General features: G+C 41.6%; 14 protein-coding genes. 5 read left to right on the forward strand and 9 right to left on the reverse strand.

All coding sequences use genetic code 11. From position 1 onward, the window contains the following. Nucleotides 1-118: 118 nt before the first annotated feature. Complete coding sequence (tyrS, locus tag WA352_RS19335; RefSeq protein ID WP_085946073.1) at nt 119-1,351, reverse strand: tyrosine--tRNA ligase; 1,233 nt, start codon at nt 1,349-1,351, stop codon at nt 119-121. A gap of 61 nt (nt 1,352-1,412) precedes the next feature. On the opposite strand from tyrS, the gene WA352_RS19340 reads away from it, so the two are divergent. Then, nucleotides 1,413-2,546 (forward strand): anhydro-N-acetylmuramic acid kinase, encoded by a 1,134-nt coding sequence (locus tag WA352_RS19340; RefSeq protein ID WP_004803368.1) that lies wholly within the window; start codon nt 1,413-1,415, stop codon nt 2,544-2,546. 49 nt (nt 2,547-2,595) lie between these two features. Here the strand turns inward: WA352_RS19340 and erpA are convergent, their stop codons facing one another. From erpA to WA352_RS19365, 5 genes are all read right to left on the reverse strand, one after another. Continuing rightward, complete coding sequence (gene erpA / locus WA352_RS19345) at nt 2,596-2,931, reverse strand: iron-sulfur cluster insertion protein ErpA (protein WP_005186235.1); 336 nt, start codon at nt 2,929-2,931, stop codon at nt 2,596-2,598. A gap of 121 nt (nt 2,932-3,052) precedes the next feature. After that, on the reverse strand, nt 3,053-4,057 hold the full coding sequence (locus WA352_RS19350) for a putative solute-binding protein (RefSeq protein ID WP_004803366.1): 1,005 nt from the start codon (nt 4,055-4,057) through the stop codon (nt 3,053-3,055). Between the two features lie 288 nt (nt 4,058-4,345). Further along, complete coding sequence (locus tag WA352_RS19355) at nt 4,346-5,353, reverse strand: putative solute-binding protein (protein WP_004803364.1); 1,008 nt, start codon at nt 5,351-5,353, stop codon at nt 4,346-4,348. Nucleotides 5,354-5,569: 216 nt separating this feature from the next. Further along, entirely contained in the window at nt 5,570-6,571 is a 1,002-nt protein-coding gene (locus WA352_RS19360) for a putative solute-binding protein (RefSeq protein ID WP_005320034.1), read from the reverse strand. A gap of 197 nt (nt 6,572-6,768) precedes the next feature. Continuing rightward, a complete protein-coding gene (locus WA352_RS19365; RefSeq protein WP_005320036.1) occupies nt 6,769-7,776 on the reverse strand; it encodes a putative solute-binding protein in 1,008 nt (335 codons plus the stop codon). A 212-nt stretch (nt 7,777-7,988) separates the two neighbouring features. Between WA352_RS19365 and WA352_RS19370 the strand changes: the two genes are divergently transcribed. From WA352_RS19370 to WA352_RS19385, 4 genes are all read left to right on the forward strand, one after another. Then, nucleotides 7,989-9,917 (forward strand): ATP-binding cassette domain-containing protein, encoded by a 1,929-nt coding sequence (locus WA352_RS19370; RefSeq protein ID WP_336143667.1) that lies wholly within the window; start codon nt 7,989-7,991, stop codon nt 9,915-9,917. Nucleotides 9,918-10,259: 342 nt separating this feature from the next. Then, complete coding sequence (locus WA352_RS19375; RefSeq protein WP_004803355.1) at nt 10,260-10,817, forward strand: VTT domain-containing protein; 558 nt, start codon at nt 10,260-10,262, stop codon at nt 10,815-10,817. A gap of 243 nt (nt 10,818-11,060) precedes the next feature. Continuing rightward, a complete protein-coding gene (locus WA352_RS19380; RefSeq protein WP_005320040.1) occupies nt 11,061-12,218 on the forward strand; it encodes a PepSY-associated TM helix domain-containing protein in 1,158 nt (385 codons plus the stop codon). Continuing rightward, complete coding sequence (locus WA352_RS19385; protein ID WP_005320042.1) at nt 12,202-12,378, forward strand: hypothetical protein; 177 nt, start codon at nt 12,202-12,204, stop codon at nt 12,376-12,378. The genes WA352_RS19380 and WA352_RS19385 overlap by 17 nt, the downstream gene beginning before the upstream one ends. Nucleotides 12,379-12,410: 32 nt before the next feature. Here WA352_RS19385 and gyrB read toward each other — a convergent pair whose 3' ends face one another. From gyrB to dnaN, 3 genes are read right to left on the reverse strand one after another with little or no spacing between them, the layout of a single operon-like run. Next, entirely contained in the window at nt 12,411-14,879 is a 2,469-nt protein-coding gene (gyrB, locus tag WA352_RS19390) for a DNA topoisomerase (ATP-hydrolyzing) subunit B (protein ID WP_005320044.1), read from the reverse strand. Nucleotides 14,880-14,925: 46 nt separating this feature from the next. Beyond that, a complete protein-coding gene (gene recF, locus WA352_RS19395; RefSeq protein WP_005320046.1) occupies nt 14,926-16,008 on the reverse strand; it encodes a DNA replication/repair protein RecF in 1,083 nt (360 codons plus the stop codon). Between the two features lie 23 nt (nt 16,009-16,031). Continuing rightward, nucleotides 16,032-17,180, reverse strand: coding sequence for a DNA polymerase III subunit beta (dnaN, locus tag WA352_RS19400; protein WP_005201768.1), 1,149 nt, complete (start codon nt 17,178-17,180; stop codon nt 16,032-16,034). Between the last annotated feature and the right edge of the window lie 32 nt (nt 17,181-17,212).

The raw sequence follows: 17,212 nt of genomic DNA on the forward strand, positions 1-17,212 counted from the left end.
TATTATTTTCTTTTGCATGTTTCTTTTTTCTACAAAATCAGTGTTTTCGTTGTTTTTATCAGCTATTTACGTATAAAAAGCAGGCTCATGGCCTGCTTTTTATTATTTTCATTTCGATTTAGTCAGTGAAAGTCACTCGTGCAATGGCTTTTTTACCTGATTGAATGATTAAAGTGACATTCTCTTTTACAGAATAGCTCATATCAACCACATTCCAGTCAACTTTTACTGCACCACGACCCACGGCGTCTTTCGCTGCTGCTGCATTCGGATTCAAGCCTGCAACACGAAGAATGGTTGCAATAAATAACTCACCACCAAATTCGCCACGAGAAATGGTCACTTCTGGGGTATCTTCTGGTACTTCGCCTTCAGTTACACGGTTACCTGCACTCTTATGTGCATTTTCAGCTGCTTCTGCATCATGGAAACGTTCAACCAACTCAAGCGCCAAGATACGTTTGATTTCCTGTGGGTTACGACCCGCTGCCATTTCATCAAGCAATACTTTGATTTCATCAAGTGACTTAAAGCTCAGTAAATCAAAATAACGTTCAATCAAGCTATCTGGCATCGACAAGATTTTTTGGTACATCGCACCGGGAGTGTCAAATACACCAATATAGTTGCCTAAAGATTTAGACATCTTATTGACGCCATCTAGACCTTCAAGAATCGGCACAGTGATGCAGACTTGTGATTCTTGACCGTAACGACCTTGTAGGGTACGACCCATTAACAAGTTAAAGGTCTGGTCTGTACCACCTAACTCGACATCTGCCTCAAGTGCAATCGAGTCATAGCCTTGTACCAATGGATACAAGAACTCATGAATTGCAATCGGTTGATGGTTGTTATAGCGCTTAGTAAAGTCATCACGTTCTAACATACGTGATACGGTTTGCTGGCTCGCCAATTGAATCAGATCAGCCGCAGATTTTTGATTAAACCATTCCGAGTTAAAACGGACTTTGGTTTTATTCGGATCTAAGATTTTAAAAACTTGTTCTTGATAGGTCTTTGCATTGGCAATTACTTGCTCTTGTGACAACGGCGGACGTGTTGCGCTTTTCCCAGACGGGTCACCAATCATGGCCGTATAGTCACCAATCAAGAAGGTAACTTCATGTCCCAAATCTTGGAAGGTTTTTAATTTATTAATTAGAACCGTATGTCCTAAGTGTAAATCTGGAGCCGTTGGGTCAAAGCCTGCTTTTACACGGAGTGGACGATTCTCTTTCAGTTTTTTCAGTAAATCTTCTTCAGAGATAATCTCGTGCGTGCCTCGTTGAATGAGAGCAAGCTGTTCTTCGGCTGGCAAGAAATTTGACATCACAAAACCTAAACACATCAGTTATTCAATTTGTGCGATATACTAACATTTTTTCAGCATCTTGCAGGATAAGTTGTATATGAGCGCGATCTATATTGGTGTAATGACAGGCACGAGCATGGATGGTGTTGATATTGTTGCAACTTCATTCGACCCTTTAACACTGCATGCCACGCTGACTGTGCCTTTTGAACTTGAATTACGCGATGAGTTGATGGCATTGACACTGCCTGATGACAATGAAATTGATCGTATGGGTAAAGCTGATGTTGCTTTAGCGCAAATGATTGGGCATGGCATTAATGAACTGATTGAAAAGAATAATTTAGATCGCACTCAAATTAAAGCCATCGGTTCACATGGGCAAACCATTCGCCATCGTCCTGAGCATGGTTTTACCTTACAAATTGGTGACCCCAATATCATTACCGAAATCACGCAACTGCCTGTAGTATCTGATTTCCGTCGTCGTGATATGGCAGCAGGTGGCCAAGGTGCACCTTTGGTACCCGCCTTCCATCAAGCGTTATTCCTTCATGACAGTATCCACCGTGTCATTTTAAATTTAGGCGGTATTGCAAACGTCAGCATGTTGCCTGCAAATGATTTAAACGGCGTATATGGTTTTGATACCGGTCCTGCCAATATCTTGATGGATGCGTGGTGTCATCGCCATACTGGACATCCTTATGATGAAAATGGCGACTGGGCGGCATATGGCAATCCAATTCGTTCTTTATTGGATCGTCTACAGAATCATGAATTTTTTGCCAAAGAACCACCGAAGAGCACAGGTCGCGAAGACTTTAATTTAGAATGGTTGGATGAGCAGCTCAGCGATTGGCGCAATGATCTGGAATATGATGAACTGGAAGATACGCCAGAGAATGTTCAAGCGACCTTAATGAAACTCACCACACGTGCGATTAAAAAAGCAATTTATCGTAGCAAGGAATGGATGCCGACAGGTGAAATCTATGTCTGTGGTGGCGGTGCCTATAACTCACATTTACTTGAACAACTCCGTTGGCGCCTACGTAAACATAATTGGTCAGTGCAAACCACGGATGCGCTGGGTCTAGCACCAACTTGGGTAGAGGCAACTGCTTTTGCATGGTTGGCTATGCGCTTCGTACAACAATTGAGTGGCAATTTACCTGCAGTGACGGGTGCAGCAGGTGATCGTATCCTCGGAACAATAACCACGGTATAAAACAAAAAAGCTTCTCAATCGGAGAAGCTTTTTTTATATCTAGAATCTGTTAGATTGAGAATGATGAACCACAGCCACAAGTTGTGGTCGCATTCGGGTTCTGAATGACAAAGCGTGAACCTTCAAGTCCTTCAAGATAATCAACAACTGAGCCGATCAAATACTGGTAGCTCAAAGAATCCACCAACATTTTTACATCACCATTCATGAACTCAGCATCATCTTCATTGACACTTTCAGCGAAATTAAAGCCATAAGAGAATCCTGAACAACCACCACCCGTTACATAAACACGTAACATAAGGTCGTTATTGCCTTCACTTTCGCGTAGTTGGCGAACTTTTTTGGCAGCATTATCTGACAATTCTAGAGCTTGGGCGTTCATGATGGACTTTCCTCGACTTCACTTCGTCTTTAATAAATAAAAGACCCGATATTCAGTATAGCATATTCAATATCGGGTCTGTATTTGAAGTTTAAAGTGCTGTTAAAGACTTTTTATACGATTATTTGTAGTTCTCATCCTGTAAACCGCATTCAAAGTTTTTGGCATCTTCACGGCAACGGAATTGCCATAACAATTTCATCATGCGCTTGTCATAAATTCCTTTAGCGGTCAGATTAATACGCGCTTCACGCATTAATTTTTGATAGCCCGGTTTGTCAGAAGCAGGAACTTCCATCCAATATTTTTGTGGAATGTCTGCTTTCATTTTTCCAAGAATGGTAAATGCACGCGGCAATTGTGCTTTCACCCATTCTCTTGACTTTTGACCAAAACCGGCAGGGAATTTATCCGGATGAATGATTAAATTACCAGTTACTTGTAAAATTGGGTAATTCACAATCGCACCTTTGGTTCCCAAGCCCTTATACAGTTCTAAAGGTTTAAAGGCAGCGGCTGGTGCACCAATAATATCCACCTGACCATTGTTAAACTTCGCACCAAAGTTGGTGATATCCGAACTGACCGCTTGTGCACCGACTTGCGAAGCCATAATTTTTTGGGCTTCGTCATAATCTAAAACGGCGATTTTCTTACCTGCCGCCTTGGCAACTGTATTGATATTACGATCATTCACCAATAAATAGGCATCACCCACAGGAATAACACCAACCACCTCATATTTTCCATTCACCATCGCTTTGGCAAAGGTTGGGCTGGCTAAACCCTGCATCACTTTAACGGCCAATTTAAGGTCGGTAATCGCCCCGATTGCATCTAATGAACCCGTAAATTGGTTAAACTGACGACCACGCATTCCTGTGATACTCACGCCATCACATTTTCCTGCTTTAAAGTCTTCTGCAATGACCGCTTCATTGGTTCCAACTTTAAGCTCAATATCAGCGCCCCAAGTTTTTGCAGCAAGTTGATAATCCTTCATTAATGCATAAACATCGCCACTTTTGCCCACGATATCAAATACACAAATTGTTTGTTTTGCCTGAGTGCCTGCAGATACCGCGGCGATCCCAGTCGCAAGTAATAAAGTTTTAAACCATTGCATTTTATTTTTCCTTTGCATCTATGCTGACTGTTGTTGCATCCCATCCAACATCAAAAGACTGGCGGTATAGCTTTAAATAGGGTTTACCAATGAATCAATGTTTTAATACAGTCATGTTTAATCATCCTGATTGAAACATCTTTTAAATCTTCCAGATTCGATTTGGTTTTTATATTTTAATATAATTACCAGCTTTGCCAATCAACACAATGGCTTAAATGACATCTGCAAAAAAACAAAAAGCCTAGATAAATCTAGGCTTTAAGTCTTGATTATGGCGATTCAGGATTATTCACCCGGTAATGCACATTCAAAGTTTGCTTTGTCGACTGAACAACGTGCTTTCTTCAATACAGACATCATGCTTGCATCGTAAATACCACGTTTAGTCAGATCCATACGACCATCACGTAATAATTTTTGATATTTCAAGTTGTCTTCGGCACTCAAGTTCATTTTGTATTTGGCCGGAATTTCAGCTTCATAACGTTTGATCATAGCGAATGCTTTTGGAAGTTGCTTCACAAAGTAATCACGAGATTTTTGACCAAAGCCAGCAGGGAATTTCTCTGGACGAAGAACAAGATCCGCAGTCACTTGTAGTACTGGGAAGTTAAACATTGCACCATTTGAACCTAAGCCTTTGCTTAATTCTAATGGTTTGTAAGCATAAGCAGGTGCACCGACCATATCGACTTGGCCGTTATTAAATTTAGCAGCAAAGTTAGAAATATCAGAAAGTACCGCTTGCGCGCCTACACGTTGAACCATGATTTTTTGTGCATCGTCATAACCCAATACCGCGAATTTTTTACCCGCTGCTTTTTCAATTGAGTTAATGCTCTTGTCACGTACGAAAATGTAAGCAGCGCCTAATGGTGCAATACCACCGATTTCATACTTGTTACCACCTAAATTGGTGGTCATTTTGGCTGCATTACGTGCATCCAATACATAAGTAATCGCACGTTGTGCAACTTCATTGCTCGGTGCACCGCCCAATGAATCGACTGAACCTGCAAATTTGTTATATGGACGAGCACGCATTGCTGTCATCGCAACAGCAGCACATTTGCCCGCTTTAAAGTTATTGTCTGCAACCTGTTCATCCGTGATTGCAAGTAAGTTGACATCAGCGCCCCAGCCTTTCGCTGCGAGTGCCCAGTCTTGCATCATTTTGTATGATTCACCTGACTTTCCTAATAAGTCGAATACACATACATCTATTGCTGCTTGAGTAGAAGCAGACACACCAAAGATCGAAGTTGCTGCAAGAGCAAGTGCAATTTTTTTCATATTTTTCATCCTTTCACAAACTTTATGTTTGTCTCCTTGTTCGAAGCAAATATTAATCATGTTTCTTGAAAAAAAATAGAGCTTATACTCTATTTTTATGACTAGATTGTTTACTTTTTACCCTCTTTTATCTATTTCTATTATTTTCATAGGCAATTTTGTTATATATACCTAATTTTATGTATAGATTTAGATCTATTCAGTTATTCTCCTTTTTTATTCACCACTCAAAGTACACTCAAAGTTGGTCCGTTCAACCGTACAACGGGCACGCTTCAACACATTCATCATACTCGCATCATATACGCCTTGCTTGGTTAAATTCATGCGTCCATCCCGTAACATTTTTTGATAACGGGTTTTATCTTCATTGGTCAAAGTAATCTTTTTGGCATTCATTCCCGCTTCTAAACGCTGCACCATGGCAAAGTTACTCGGCAGTTTATTCACGAACCATTGTCTAGACTGGGTTCCAAAACCACTTGGGAATTGCGCAGGACGAATAATCAGGTCACCGGTAATATTCACCACAGGGAAATTAAACAATGCACCATTGACCAAGCCTTTACTGATTTCTAAAGGCTTATACGCATAAGCAGGTGCTGCAATCACATCCACCTGTCCGCTATTAAATTTTTTCACAAAATCAGAAATATCCGATGGCACAGCAACCAGATCGATACTTTCAACAATGGCCTTCTGCGCTTGATCGTAATGTAAATAAGCGAACTTTTTGCCTTTGGCTTTTTCAATGGTATCTATTTTTTTATCTCGAACGAAGATATAAGCCAATCCAACTTGAATAATACCCGCAACTTCAAATTTCTCACCGTTCATCGTTGCCGTTAAACGATGCTGATTACGTTTATCCAGTACATAGGTAATCGCCTTTTGCGCAATGGCGTTGCTGGTCACAGCCCCAACAGCATCGACTGAACCTGCAAATTTATTATATTTACGGGCACGCATCGAAGTCATATAGACCCCATCACACTTGCCTGCATCAAAATCTTTTTCCGCTTTTTCTTCGTCTTGATAAGGAATTAGTTCAACATCGCCCTGCCATGTTTTAGAAGCCAGCTTCCATTCCTCAATCAGTTTATAAGACTCCCCAGCCTTACCCAATAAATCAAAAACACAAATTTGTTGTTTTGCCTGTACAGGAGTGCTCATGACAAATAGAGCTGTAGCACTCAATGCCCAAAGTCCTTTTTTCATCTTGTTTTCCCTTACTTTGCTATTTTTGCACAATTTTCCATCAGCGCTTATTCAATATAGTCAGATTTTGACCAAAAGAATAGCGCTTTTATATACATATGTCGGGTTTTCATCTGTTTTCCCCATCTGCATCACAGAATCAAATCCCGAGATGGCTAGGCACGAGTCAACGAGAAAACATGCCCTGTAATCCCGATTTACTCACCGCCCAAGCTACATTCAAAATTGGTTCGGTCTACCGTACAACGCGCGCGTTTCAGTACACTCATCATGCTGGCATCGTAAATACCACGCTTGGTCAATCCCATACGTGCCTCACGCAAGATTTGCTGATAACGGGTTTTATCCTCGTTACTGAGGTTGATTTTGTATTTGGCTGGCAATTCTGATTCAAGACGCTGGATCAGTGCGAAATTTGTATTCAGACGGCTCAGAAACCATGCGCGAGAGTTTTGACCAAAATTACTGGAGAATTTTTCAGGACGGATGATCAAGTCCATGGTCATATTCACGGCAGGGAACGTAATAATCGCGCCCTCATTTCCCAACCCCTTTGATAATTCTAAAGGCTTATAGGCATAAGCAGGTGCCGCCATAATATCGGCCTGACCAGTATTAAACTTTTTGGCGATATCAGAGATATCCGCAAGTACGGCTTGTCCACCTAGGCTTTTCACCACGATCTTTTGTGCTTCGTCATAGCCAAGTACTGCAAATTTTTTCCCTTTGATTTGCTCAATGGTATTCATCTTCTTGTCTTTAACAAAAATATAGGCCAAACCAATTTGCGAAATCCCAGCAACTTCATAGTTTTCATTATCAACGGTGCTGAGCAAACGGCGTTGATTACGCTTGTCCAAAGCAAAGCTAATCGCTTTCTGTGCAATCGCATAGCTTGGTACCGCCCCAATGGCATCAATCGAACCTGCAAATTTGTTATAACGGCGCGCACGCATCGAAGTCATATAGACTCCATCGCATTTGCCTTGTTCAAAGTCATTTTCTGCCAGCGCTTCATTCTGATAGCTGATCAGAAAGGTATCACCACGCCATGCTTTAGCAGCCAAGGCCCACTCTTCCATGGCCTTATAGGCTTCTCCTGATTTCCCCAACAAATCAAAAACACAAATTTTGGTCTCTGCATGTGTTTCTGTATAGGTCCCCAACACCAGCATTGCCCCCAATGCAAGAATTCCCTTGTTCATCCTTAAATCCTATGCTGCTACTTTTAATCTTGTTGCTTATTTTTCATATAATTTAAATAATAATCTGATTCGCGTCACAAAAATAGAGCTTTTACTCTGCTTTATCATTGATTGATCAGCTCAATTCGAACAACTTGATCTTAAATATAAAAATTTGCATTCATGGGCGATCACCTTAAAATGCAGCTATCTATTCGCTATTTTGCATGCTCATGATCCAATTTGACCAAGTTTCATTACGCCGTGGTGGGCGAGTTTTATTCCAAAAAGCTTCAATGCAGCTTCATCCGGGCTGGAAAATTGGTCTTACAGGCGTGAATGGTGCAGGTAAATCGACTCTATTCGCTGCATTCTTAGGAGACTTGGTTGCAGATGAGGGCAATCTAACCCGCCCCGCGGTCTGGACTGTGGCGCATATGGCGCAAGAAATTAAAGCCTTGGAAATGCCAGCAATTGATTTTGTTTTGTCTGGTGATGAAGAATATTGGGACATTCAAGAAAAATTAGCGCATCCAGATCAACTCAGTAATGATGATTTAGCTCGACTGCATGGCCGTTTTGATGAGATCCATGGTTATGCAGCGCCTGCCAAAGCAGCACAATTGATGGCAGGTCTAGGTTTTCTCGATCATCAATTAAAATTAAATGTCGCCAGCTTCTCGGGCGGGTGGCGCATGCGTTTGAACTTGGCGCGCACCCTTATGAGCCGTTCAGACCTGCTATTACTGGATGAACCGACTAACCATTTGGACTTGGATGCGATCTTGTGGTTAGAAGACTGGCTCAAAGCTTATGAAGGTACATTGGTCCTGATTTCACATGACCGAGATTTCTTGGATGCGATTACCGATCATATTCTACATATTGAAAATCAAGAACTGACCTTGTATACCGGTAATTATTCCACCTTTGAAACCACCCGTAGCGAACGCTTAGCCCAGCAACAACAAGCCTTTGAGAAGCAGCAAGAAACGCGTGCGCATCTACAAAAGTTTATTGACCGCTTTAAAGCCAAGGCTACCAAAGCCCGCCAGGCACAAAGCCGAATTAAACAGCTTGAGCGTATGCAACAACTGGCACCAGCACATGTTGATACCCCATTTACCTTCAGCTTCCGTGAACCAACCAAAATGAGTTCACCTCTACTGAGCTTGGATGCGGCTACAATTGGTTACGGCGATAAAATCATTGCTGAAAAAATTCGTCTGCAAATCACCCCAAGTTCACGTATTGGTTTACTCGGGATGAATGGTGCAGGTAAATCAACCTTAATCAAGACTCTTGTCGGAGATCTGCCACTACTGGCGGGTGAACATAAAGCCTCTGAACTACTCAATATTGGGTACTTTGCTCAGCATCAAATGGATGCCTTGGATGCCCATGCCAGCCCAATGCTGCAATTGGCACGTATTGCCGACAAGCACATCAGTGAAGCTGCTTTACGTGCCTTTTTAGGCAGTTTTGGCTTTAGTGGCGAACGTATGGATACGCCATGTGAGAGCTTCTCTGGTGGTGAACGTGCACGTCTGGCGCTAGCACTGATCGTATGGCAACGTCCCAATGTCTTGATTCTGGACGAACCAACCAACCATTTAGACTTGGATATGCGTCTGGCACTGACCATGGCACTACAGGACTTTGATGGTGCGGTGGTGCTGGTTTCACATGAACGCCAATTGATTGCCAGTGTCTGTGATGACTTGTTATTAGTGCATGCAGGTCAATGCACAGAATTTGCAGGTGATCTACAAGACTACGCCAAATGGTTACGTGAAGCGCGCCAAGAACAGATCAATGCACAAAATGCATCACAACAGCAAAGTACAACCAGCCAAGCCCCTGTCGCAAAAGTAGATAAGGAAGCGCAACGTAAAGAAGCAGCTCGTCGCCGTGAAATGACGCGTCCAATTCGTAAAAATATCGAAAAAGTCGAAGCTCAAATTGAAAAGGTTCAGCCACGCTTAGCTGAAATTGAACATGCTTTAGCAGATAGTGCCTTGTATGAGGCCGACCGCAAAAATGATTTGATCAAGCTAATGAATGAGCAAAATGAGCTGAAAGTGAAATTAGAACAGCATGAAGAACAGCTTTTAGAGTTGATGATGGAACTTGAAGAGCTGGAAAGCTCTTTTGCAGATTAAGCTGCCAGCTGATTCATACACAGCTCTGTTTGAGTGTGTATGAATCACAATGTTTAAGGTCATTTATTTAAACAGAAGCATCCCATTTATGGCCTTAAAAGATGCTTTGGATACTTAAAAACACTATGAATAGCATGAAAAATGTCATGAATTTGTCGAGAATTTAAGATAAGGTAAAAATTGGAATTTTCTGAGAAAATTGAGCTTTAGGCTCAGGCTCGATATACTCAGCTGCCACTGTTGTAAATTTATAAGTGACGAATGAATCCTGAGGGTTAAATTCATTTCACATTTTTTGTACTTTAATTTGGTGAGTACTCTATTTTGGATCATACAAACTGAATGAATTCTTTAGATTTTATTTTTAATTTTGAACATATTCTACCGGTCTTGGTTCAAGAATATGGCTTATGGATTTATTTTATCCTTTTTCTGATTATTTTTTCAGAAACCGCTTTTGTTTTTATGTTCTTCCTACCCGGAGACAGTCTGTTACTCACTGTTGGTGCATTATGCTCTGTGGTTGAAATCATGCATCTTGGTTATATGATCAGCTTACTGTTCTTTGCAGCAGCACTGGGCTATATGGTGAATTACCATATAGGCCGTCATTTTGGCGATCGTATTTTCAATGTTAAATCACGCTTTATTAAGCAAGAATATTTGCAAAAAACCAATGTGTTTTTCTTAAAGCACGGGGGGAAAACCATCCTATTGGCTCGTTTTATTCCGTTTGCCCGTTCATTTGCGCCCTTAGCAGCAGGTTCAAGCAACATGAATTATAGCCATTTCGTTATTTATAACATCTTGGGTGCATTACTGTGGATCAGCGTACTCGTCACTGCTGGATACTTGTTTGGTCATGCGTTGATTCAAGTGAGTGACTTTGTCGAAAATTAACAAGCTCTTTTGCTGACAGCAATCTGATTATTCATTCATTTCAAGCTTAAATAGATCATTGATAGGTAGGCGATTTCATCGACTACCTTTTTTTAATCATTTTATTCAGTCTAAGGTTTCACGTGGAACGTAAAAAACAATAGTAAATAATAATGAAAATAATTATCAATAAAAATAAAATCACTTCATAAAAACACAAATCTTAAGGAAGCCAATGTTCTCAGCCTCATTGGAAAATCAGTTATGAAGCAAACAGCAACTGCCATTAAAAAAACCAACTCGCGCTGGTTTCGCATTAACCTATGGATTCATCGCTGGGTCAGTTTGGTGATTGTGGTGCCCTTTGCGATTTTATCCATCACTGGGGTCATTCTGATTTTCCATGAAGAGATTGATCATGCACTTGGGGTCGAGCCTACGGCTCTACATTCTTCTTTACAACAGCAACGACCGCTAACCGACTCAATCGCGACCGCACAGAGAACCTACCCTACCGAGCAGATTATCAGTACAGGCTATGACCCTGAGCATCATCCTGGTGTACTCCTTATCGGGATGGCGAAACCTGAACAAAGCTTTGAACAAGCACGTTGGCTGTTTGCAGATATTGGTTCTGCAACGCTAATTGATCGACCAAATGAACGAGATACTTTGACTGGCTTCTTACTGGAACTGCATGCCAACTGGTTTCTAGGTTTTATTGGACAATTGATCGGGGCACTGATTGCTTTGTTAGTGTTCTTATCTTTGGTTTCTGGCTTGGTGGTCTATGCGCCTTATGTGAAAAAATTCTTTTTGGGCATTCTTCGTTTTAGAAAGGGTCAGCGACTATTACAGCTCGACCTACATAATTTAATTGGCTCTGCAATCCTCGGTTGGGCCTTGGTAGTGACCTTAACTGGATTTCTACTGGGTTTTGGTACGGTTGCGATTGGAGTTTGGCAAATGACTGAACTGAAAGCCCTGCAAGACAAATATCAGCATGCCCGTGTGATTCATCCAAATTTAAGCATTGATCAGGTCTATGCGGCCGCTCAGAAAGGTCAAACAGATTGGCACCCTACCAGTGTGTTCTACCCAAAAACAGAATACGCCACCCAAGGTCACTATATGGTGTTACTGCAAGGCAATGAGGGCTTAAAAGAGAAGATGCTAAAAGTCGCCTTGGTCAATGCAGAAACAGGACGAGTCGATACGGTTGAAGAATTACCCACCTATCTGAAAGCCATTTTACTGTCACAACCGCTGCATTTTGGCAATTACGGTGGTATGCCCCTAAAGATCTTATGGAGTCTATGTACCTTACTCACCTTATTTATCACTTTAAATGGCGCATGGTTATGGTGGGCAAAACGCCAACAAAAAGGCTTAAAAGGAATCAACAATGCAACTGTGGAATAAGTTAAGTATCGTATGGCTGTTGGCTTTATGCAGTATTTTAGGAATTGTTGGCATGCTGCTGATGGATGGTATTGCAGATGTTATTTTTTTGATCATCACCCTGCTGCCCTTGTTAGTTGCAGGATGGAGAGCTTATCTTTTACAACACGGTAGAAGATAAGCTCTTTTGTTGGGTATTGATGCCTAAACTAATTAAGCATCAATATCTGCATTTAACGCATTTTCTTCAATGAAGGCACGACGCGGTTCTACATCATCACCCATCAAGCATGAGAACATACGATCAGCTTCAATCGCATCATCAATGGTCACTTGCAACATATTACGGTTTTCAGGATCCATCGTGGTTTCCCAAAGCTGCTCTGCGTTCATCTCACCCAAACCTTTATAACGTTGGATCATCATACCGCGACGTGAGTCTTGTAAAATGTGCTGCCATACTTGATGGAAGCTCGTGACCTGAATACGGCGATCACCTTTTTGCAGATAAGCCCCATCTTCCAGCAACTTGAACCAGCTCTTCGAGTTCTTCAGTAAACGCGCATACTCAGCAGAATTTAACAGACCAGCATCTAATAGATATGAATGCGGTAAGTTATGCACGTAGACGGTGACGCGTGGCCAATAATGTGCTGATTTCTCGCCCTGCGCATTTTCACGCTCAAACGCTTCTAATGTAATCTCGGGACGTAGGCTTGGTTGTAATTTTTCAATTGCAACACGTAATTGCTCAGCCCATGTTTCAACATACTCGCGTTCATGGTTGTGATCTGTTTTAAATGCATCAAGCTCAAGTAAACCATCTAACAAACTTGCAGGATAACGTTGAGTCAGGCGTTGTAAGCTTTTTTGTGACACTTGATAGTCGGCAATAACACTGGCTAATGCAGCCCCATTAATCGCAGGTGCCTCAGCGCTGACATGTAATGCAAGTTCATCAATCGCATTGGAAATCAAGAAGGTTTCCAGTGCATCATTGTCTTTCATGTACTGCTCATGCTTACCTTTCTTCAACTTATACAATGGCGGCTGTGCAATATAGATATAGCCACGCTCAACCAATTCTGGCATTTGACGGAAGAAGAAGGTCAATAACAAAGTACGAATATGTGAACCATCCACGTCCGCATCGGTCATGATGATGATTTTGTGATAACGTAATTTGTCTGGATTATATTCTTCCCGACCAATACCACAGCCCAAAGCGGTAATTAAAGTACCGACTTCTTGGCTTGAAATCATCTTGTCAAAGCGCGCACGTTCTACGTTTAGAATTTTACCTTTCAACGGTAAAATTGCCTGCATTTTACGGTTACGACCTTGTTTGGCACTACCGCCCGCAGAGTCACCCTCGACCAGATACAGTTCAGACAATGCAGGATCTTTTTCCTGACAGTCTGCCAATTTACCCGGTAAACCTGCGATATCCAAAGCACTCTTACGACGGGTCATTTCACGTGCTTTACGTGCTGCGTCACGCGCACGTGCTGCATCAATAATCTTGCCTGCAATCGATTTTGCGGCTTGTGGATTTTCCAGCAAATAAGCTGAAAACTCTTTGTTCATTGCCTGCTCTACTGCAGGTTTCACTTCACTCGACACCAATTTTTCTTTGGTTTGTGATGAGAATTTTGGATCTGGCACTTTCACTGAAATAATTGCAGTTAAGCCTTCACGCGCATCATCACCTGTGACAGCAACTTTTTCTTTCTTAAGAATATTTTCACTTTCAAGATATTGGTTTAAACCACGAGTTAACGCAGCACGAAAACCTGCAAGGTGTGTACCACCATCTTTTTGTGGAATATTATTGGTAAAGCAACGAACGTTTTCTTGGTAACTCTCATTCCATTGCAATGCAACTTCAACGGCAATACCACTATCCGTATCAGCGGTGAAATGGAAAATCTCATTTAAATGGGTTTTACCTTCGTTAATGTATTTAACGAATTCAGATAAACCGCCTTCATAATCATAAACATGTTCGAAGTTTACACGTTCATCACGCAATACAATTCGCACGCCTGCGTTTAGAAAAGACAGTTCTCTTAAACGGCGAGCCAAAATATCGACATTAAAAATGGTTTGGCTAAAGGTGAGTTCACTCGGCCAGAAACGAACCGTTGTACCCGATGTATCTGTTTCACCTACAACTTTTAATGAATATTGTGGATCACCATGCGCGTATTCTTGTTCATGGATTTGGCCAGCACGGTGAATGGTCAAATGCAATTTTTTAGATAGGGCATTTACAACTGAGACACCTACACCGTGTAAACCACCCGACACCTTATAACTGTTGTCATCGAATTTACCGCCTGCATGCAGGATCGTCAGAATCACCTCTGCCGCCGACACCCCTTCTTCTGGGTGAATATCGGTTGGAATTCCACGACCATTATCCGAGACACTCACCGATTCATCTTCATGAATCGTCACGATAATCTCGTCACAGTGTCCTGCTAAAGCTTCATCGATGGCATTATCCACCACCTCAAACACCATATGGTGTAGACCTGTCCCATCATCGGTGTCACCGATATACATGCCAGGACGTTTACGAACCGCATCTAATCCACGTAATACTTTAATACTAGAGGAATCATAAGCCTTTTCATTTGTTTGTTCTGTTTGAGAGACTGATTGAGACTCTGAACTCATGGTTACTCCCTAGTAATATTGATCTATTGAAAGATGAAAAATAAAATTATGGCGCAGCAAGACTGACTTGACCGTGAACAACGTGGAATAATTGAAAAGAAATCGACAAATCCTGTAAGTGTTTTAATACCGACGCATGGTCTAAGGTGGTCATAAAAACTTGACTTCCCAACTGACTCAATCGCTCAATTAAACGTTGTTGTGCAGTCTCATCTAACTCTGCTGTCAGATCATCTAATAATACCACAGTTTCCTTATTACTCGCATGTAGCATTGCAATTTGTGACAGTTTTAATGCCATGATTAACAACTTTTTTTGCCCGCGAGAGAGCACATCATCTGCATTACCAAACGGCGTTTTTAAACGTAAATCAGCGCGATGCGGACCATACTCGGTATAACGTCGATCGAGGTCTTTTTGATGCTGCTGAACCAAGTCCTGCAATAGACCTTGCTCAGAATGAAAACCCGGATTGTATTCCAGTTCAATTTCAAGATTAGGTAGAAGCTGCTTTAAATCTTCATGGAAAAATTGGTTCCATTGCTCAACAATACTGACCCGTTGTGAATGCAGCATTTCACCATAATCACTGAGCATTTTATTCCAAGGCTCTAAATCAGCCAAAGTCAGATTGCGCCGTGTCTTGAGCAAACTATTGCGTTGTTTGAGTGCCCGAGAATAATATTGCCATGCAAAATAAAACTCAGGTTCCACGTGGAACATTAACCAATCTAATAACTGTCGCCGAGGCTTTGCACCATGGTCAATAATATCGGTACTCTGTGGATCGATATGCTGTAAAGGCAATAATTTTGCCAGTTGACCTTGAGTCGCAATAGTATCGCCATTGACCTTAATCACCTGTTCGCCCGAAGCCAACTTTTGCATACCAATACGCTCACTGGCAGATTGCGCAAACACAATTGCATCCCCAGCGTCATATTGGATGTAATGTTTTGGAATATGGGTGCGAAATGAACGACCTGTTGCCAGTAAATGTATGGACTCGAGAACTGAAGTTTTTCCAGAACCATTTGCGCCGTAAAAAATATTAAACGGTTGCAACTCATGGAGTGCAACCGTCTTTAAATTACGTACACGTTCGATATTTAAACGCGTGATTTGCATGCTTTAAAACTCAAATCTCGCCATTAAACTCGCATTGGCATCACGACATAGGTTTGATCTGGATGGGCTGGATCTTGAACAAGCACCGACTGATTGGCTTCGCTCATGCTCATTTTCACGTCATCACCATCCAGTACACCCAGCACCTCAAGAATATATTGTGCATTAAATGACATTTCTAAGGGTGCATCTTGATATTGAATTGCAATATCTTCTACCGCTTCATCCTGTTCTGGGTTATTGGCACGTAACTGTAATGAATCTTGATTAAAATTCAAGAAAACACCACGAAGTTTTTCATTACTTAAAATAGCAACACGCTGCAACGACTGTTTAAACACATCATGTGCAATAAACACATGCTTATCACCATTTTTTGGAATGACACGGCGATAATCAGGGAACTTCCCATCAATTAACTTCGTCGTGAAACGAACCGTAATATCACCCTGCTCTTTATCACGGCTTGGCGTATTAATGGTGACGTTCAACAATTCACGCCCAATCAATAAGGTCAATTGCTCATCTTCAAGACTCAGTAAACGTTGTAATTCACCTACGGCTTTACGCGGAACAATGGCCTGCATCGGCGCTGCTGCTGTTGAAGAAGCCAACACCTCACACAAGGCTAAACGATGTCCATCAGTAGTTACTGTACGTAATTGATTTTGATCAATTTCCAACAATGTACCCGTCAGGTAAAAACGGACATCTTGTACAGCCATAGCAAAAGCTGTTTTTTCAAATAATCGCTTCAATTCACGCTGCGTGACCTGAACTTGTGTACCCTGACTATTTTCAGTAGTTAACAATGGATAATCTTCCGCAGGAAGTGTACCCAAAACGAAACGGCTATTGCCCGATTTTAAAATACAACGTTGATCTTCAGTAATTTGTAGATCAATCAAGGCTGCTGTCGGAAGAGATTTACAAATTTCGACCAGTTTACGTGCAGGAACCGTGGTTTCACCCGCTTCCAAACAAGCACCTTCTGCTAACGTAGTGCTGGCAACCAATTCAACTTCCAAGTCAGAACCTGTAATGGTTAAAGCCTGTTGTGTGGTTTGAATTTTAACGTTTGAAAGAATATTCAAGGTATGACGGCGTTCAACAGCCCCCACCACATGGGATAAAACATTGACTAAACTTTCTTTAGCGATTTTCAAACGCACGATTTTATTCCTCTTACAACAGAAGTCGATAT

It is taken from the genome of Acinetobacter sp. 102, from assembly GCF_037028485.1.
GTDB classification, from domain to species: Bacteria; Pseudomonadota; Gammaproteobacteria; order Pseudomonadales; family Moraxellaceae; genus Acinetobacter; species Acinetobacter higginsii.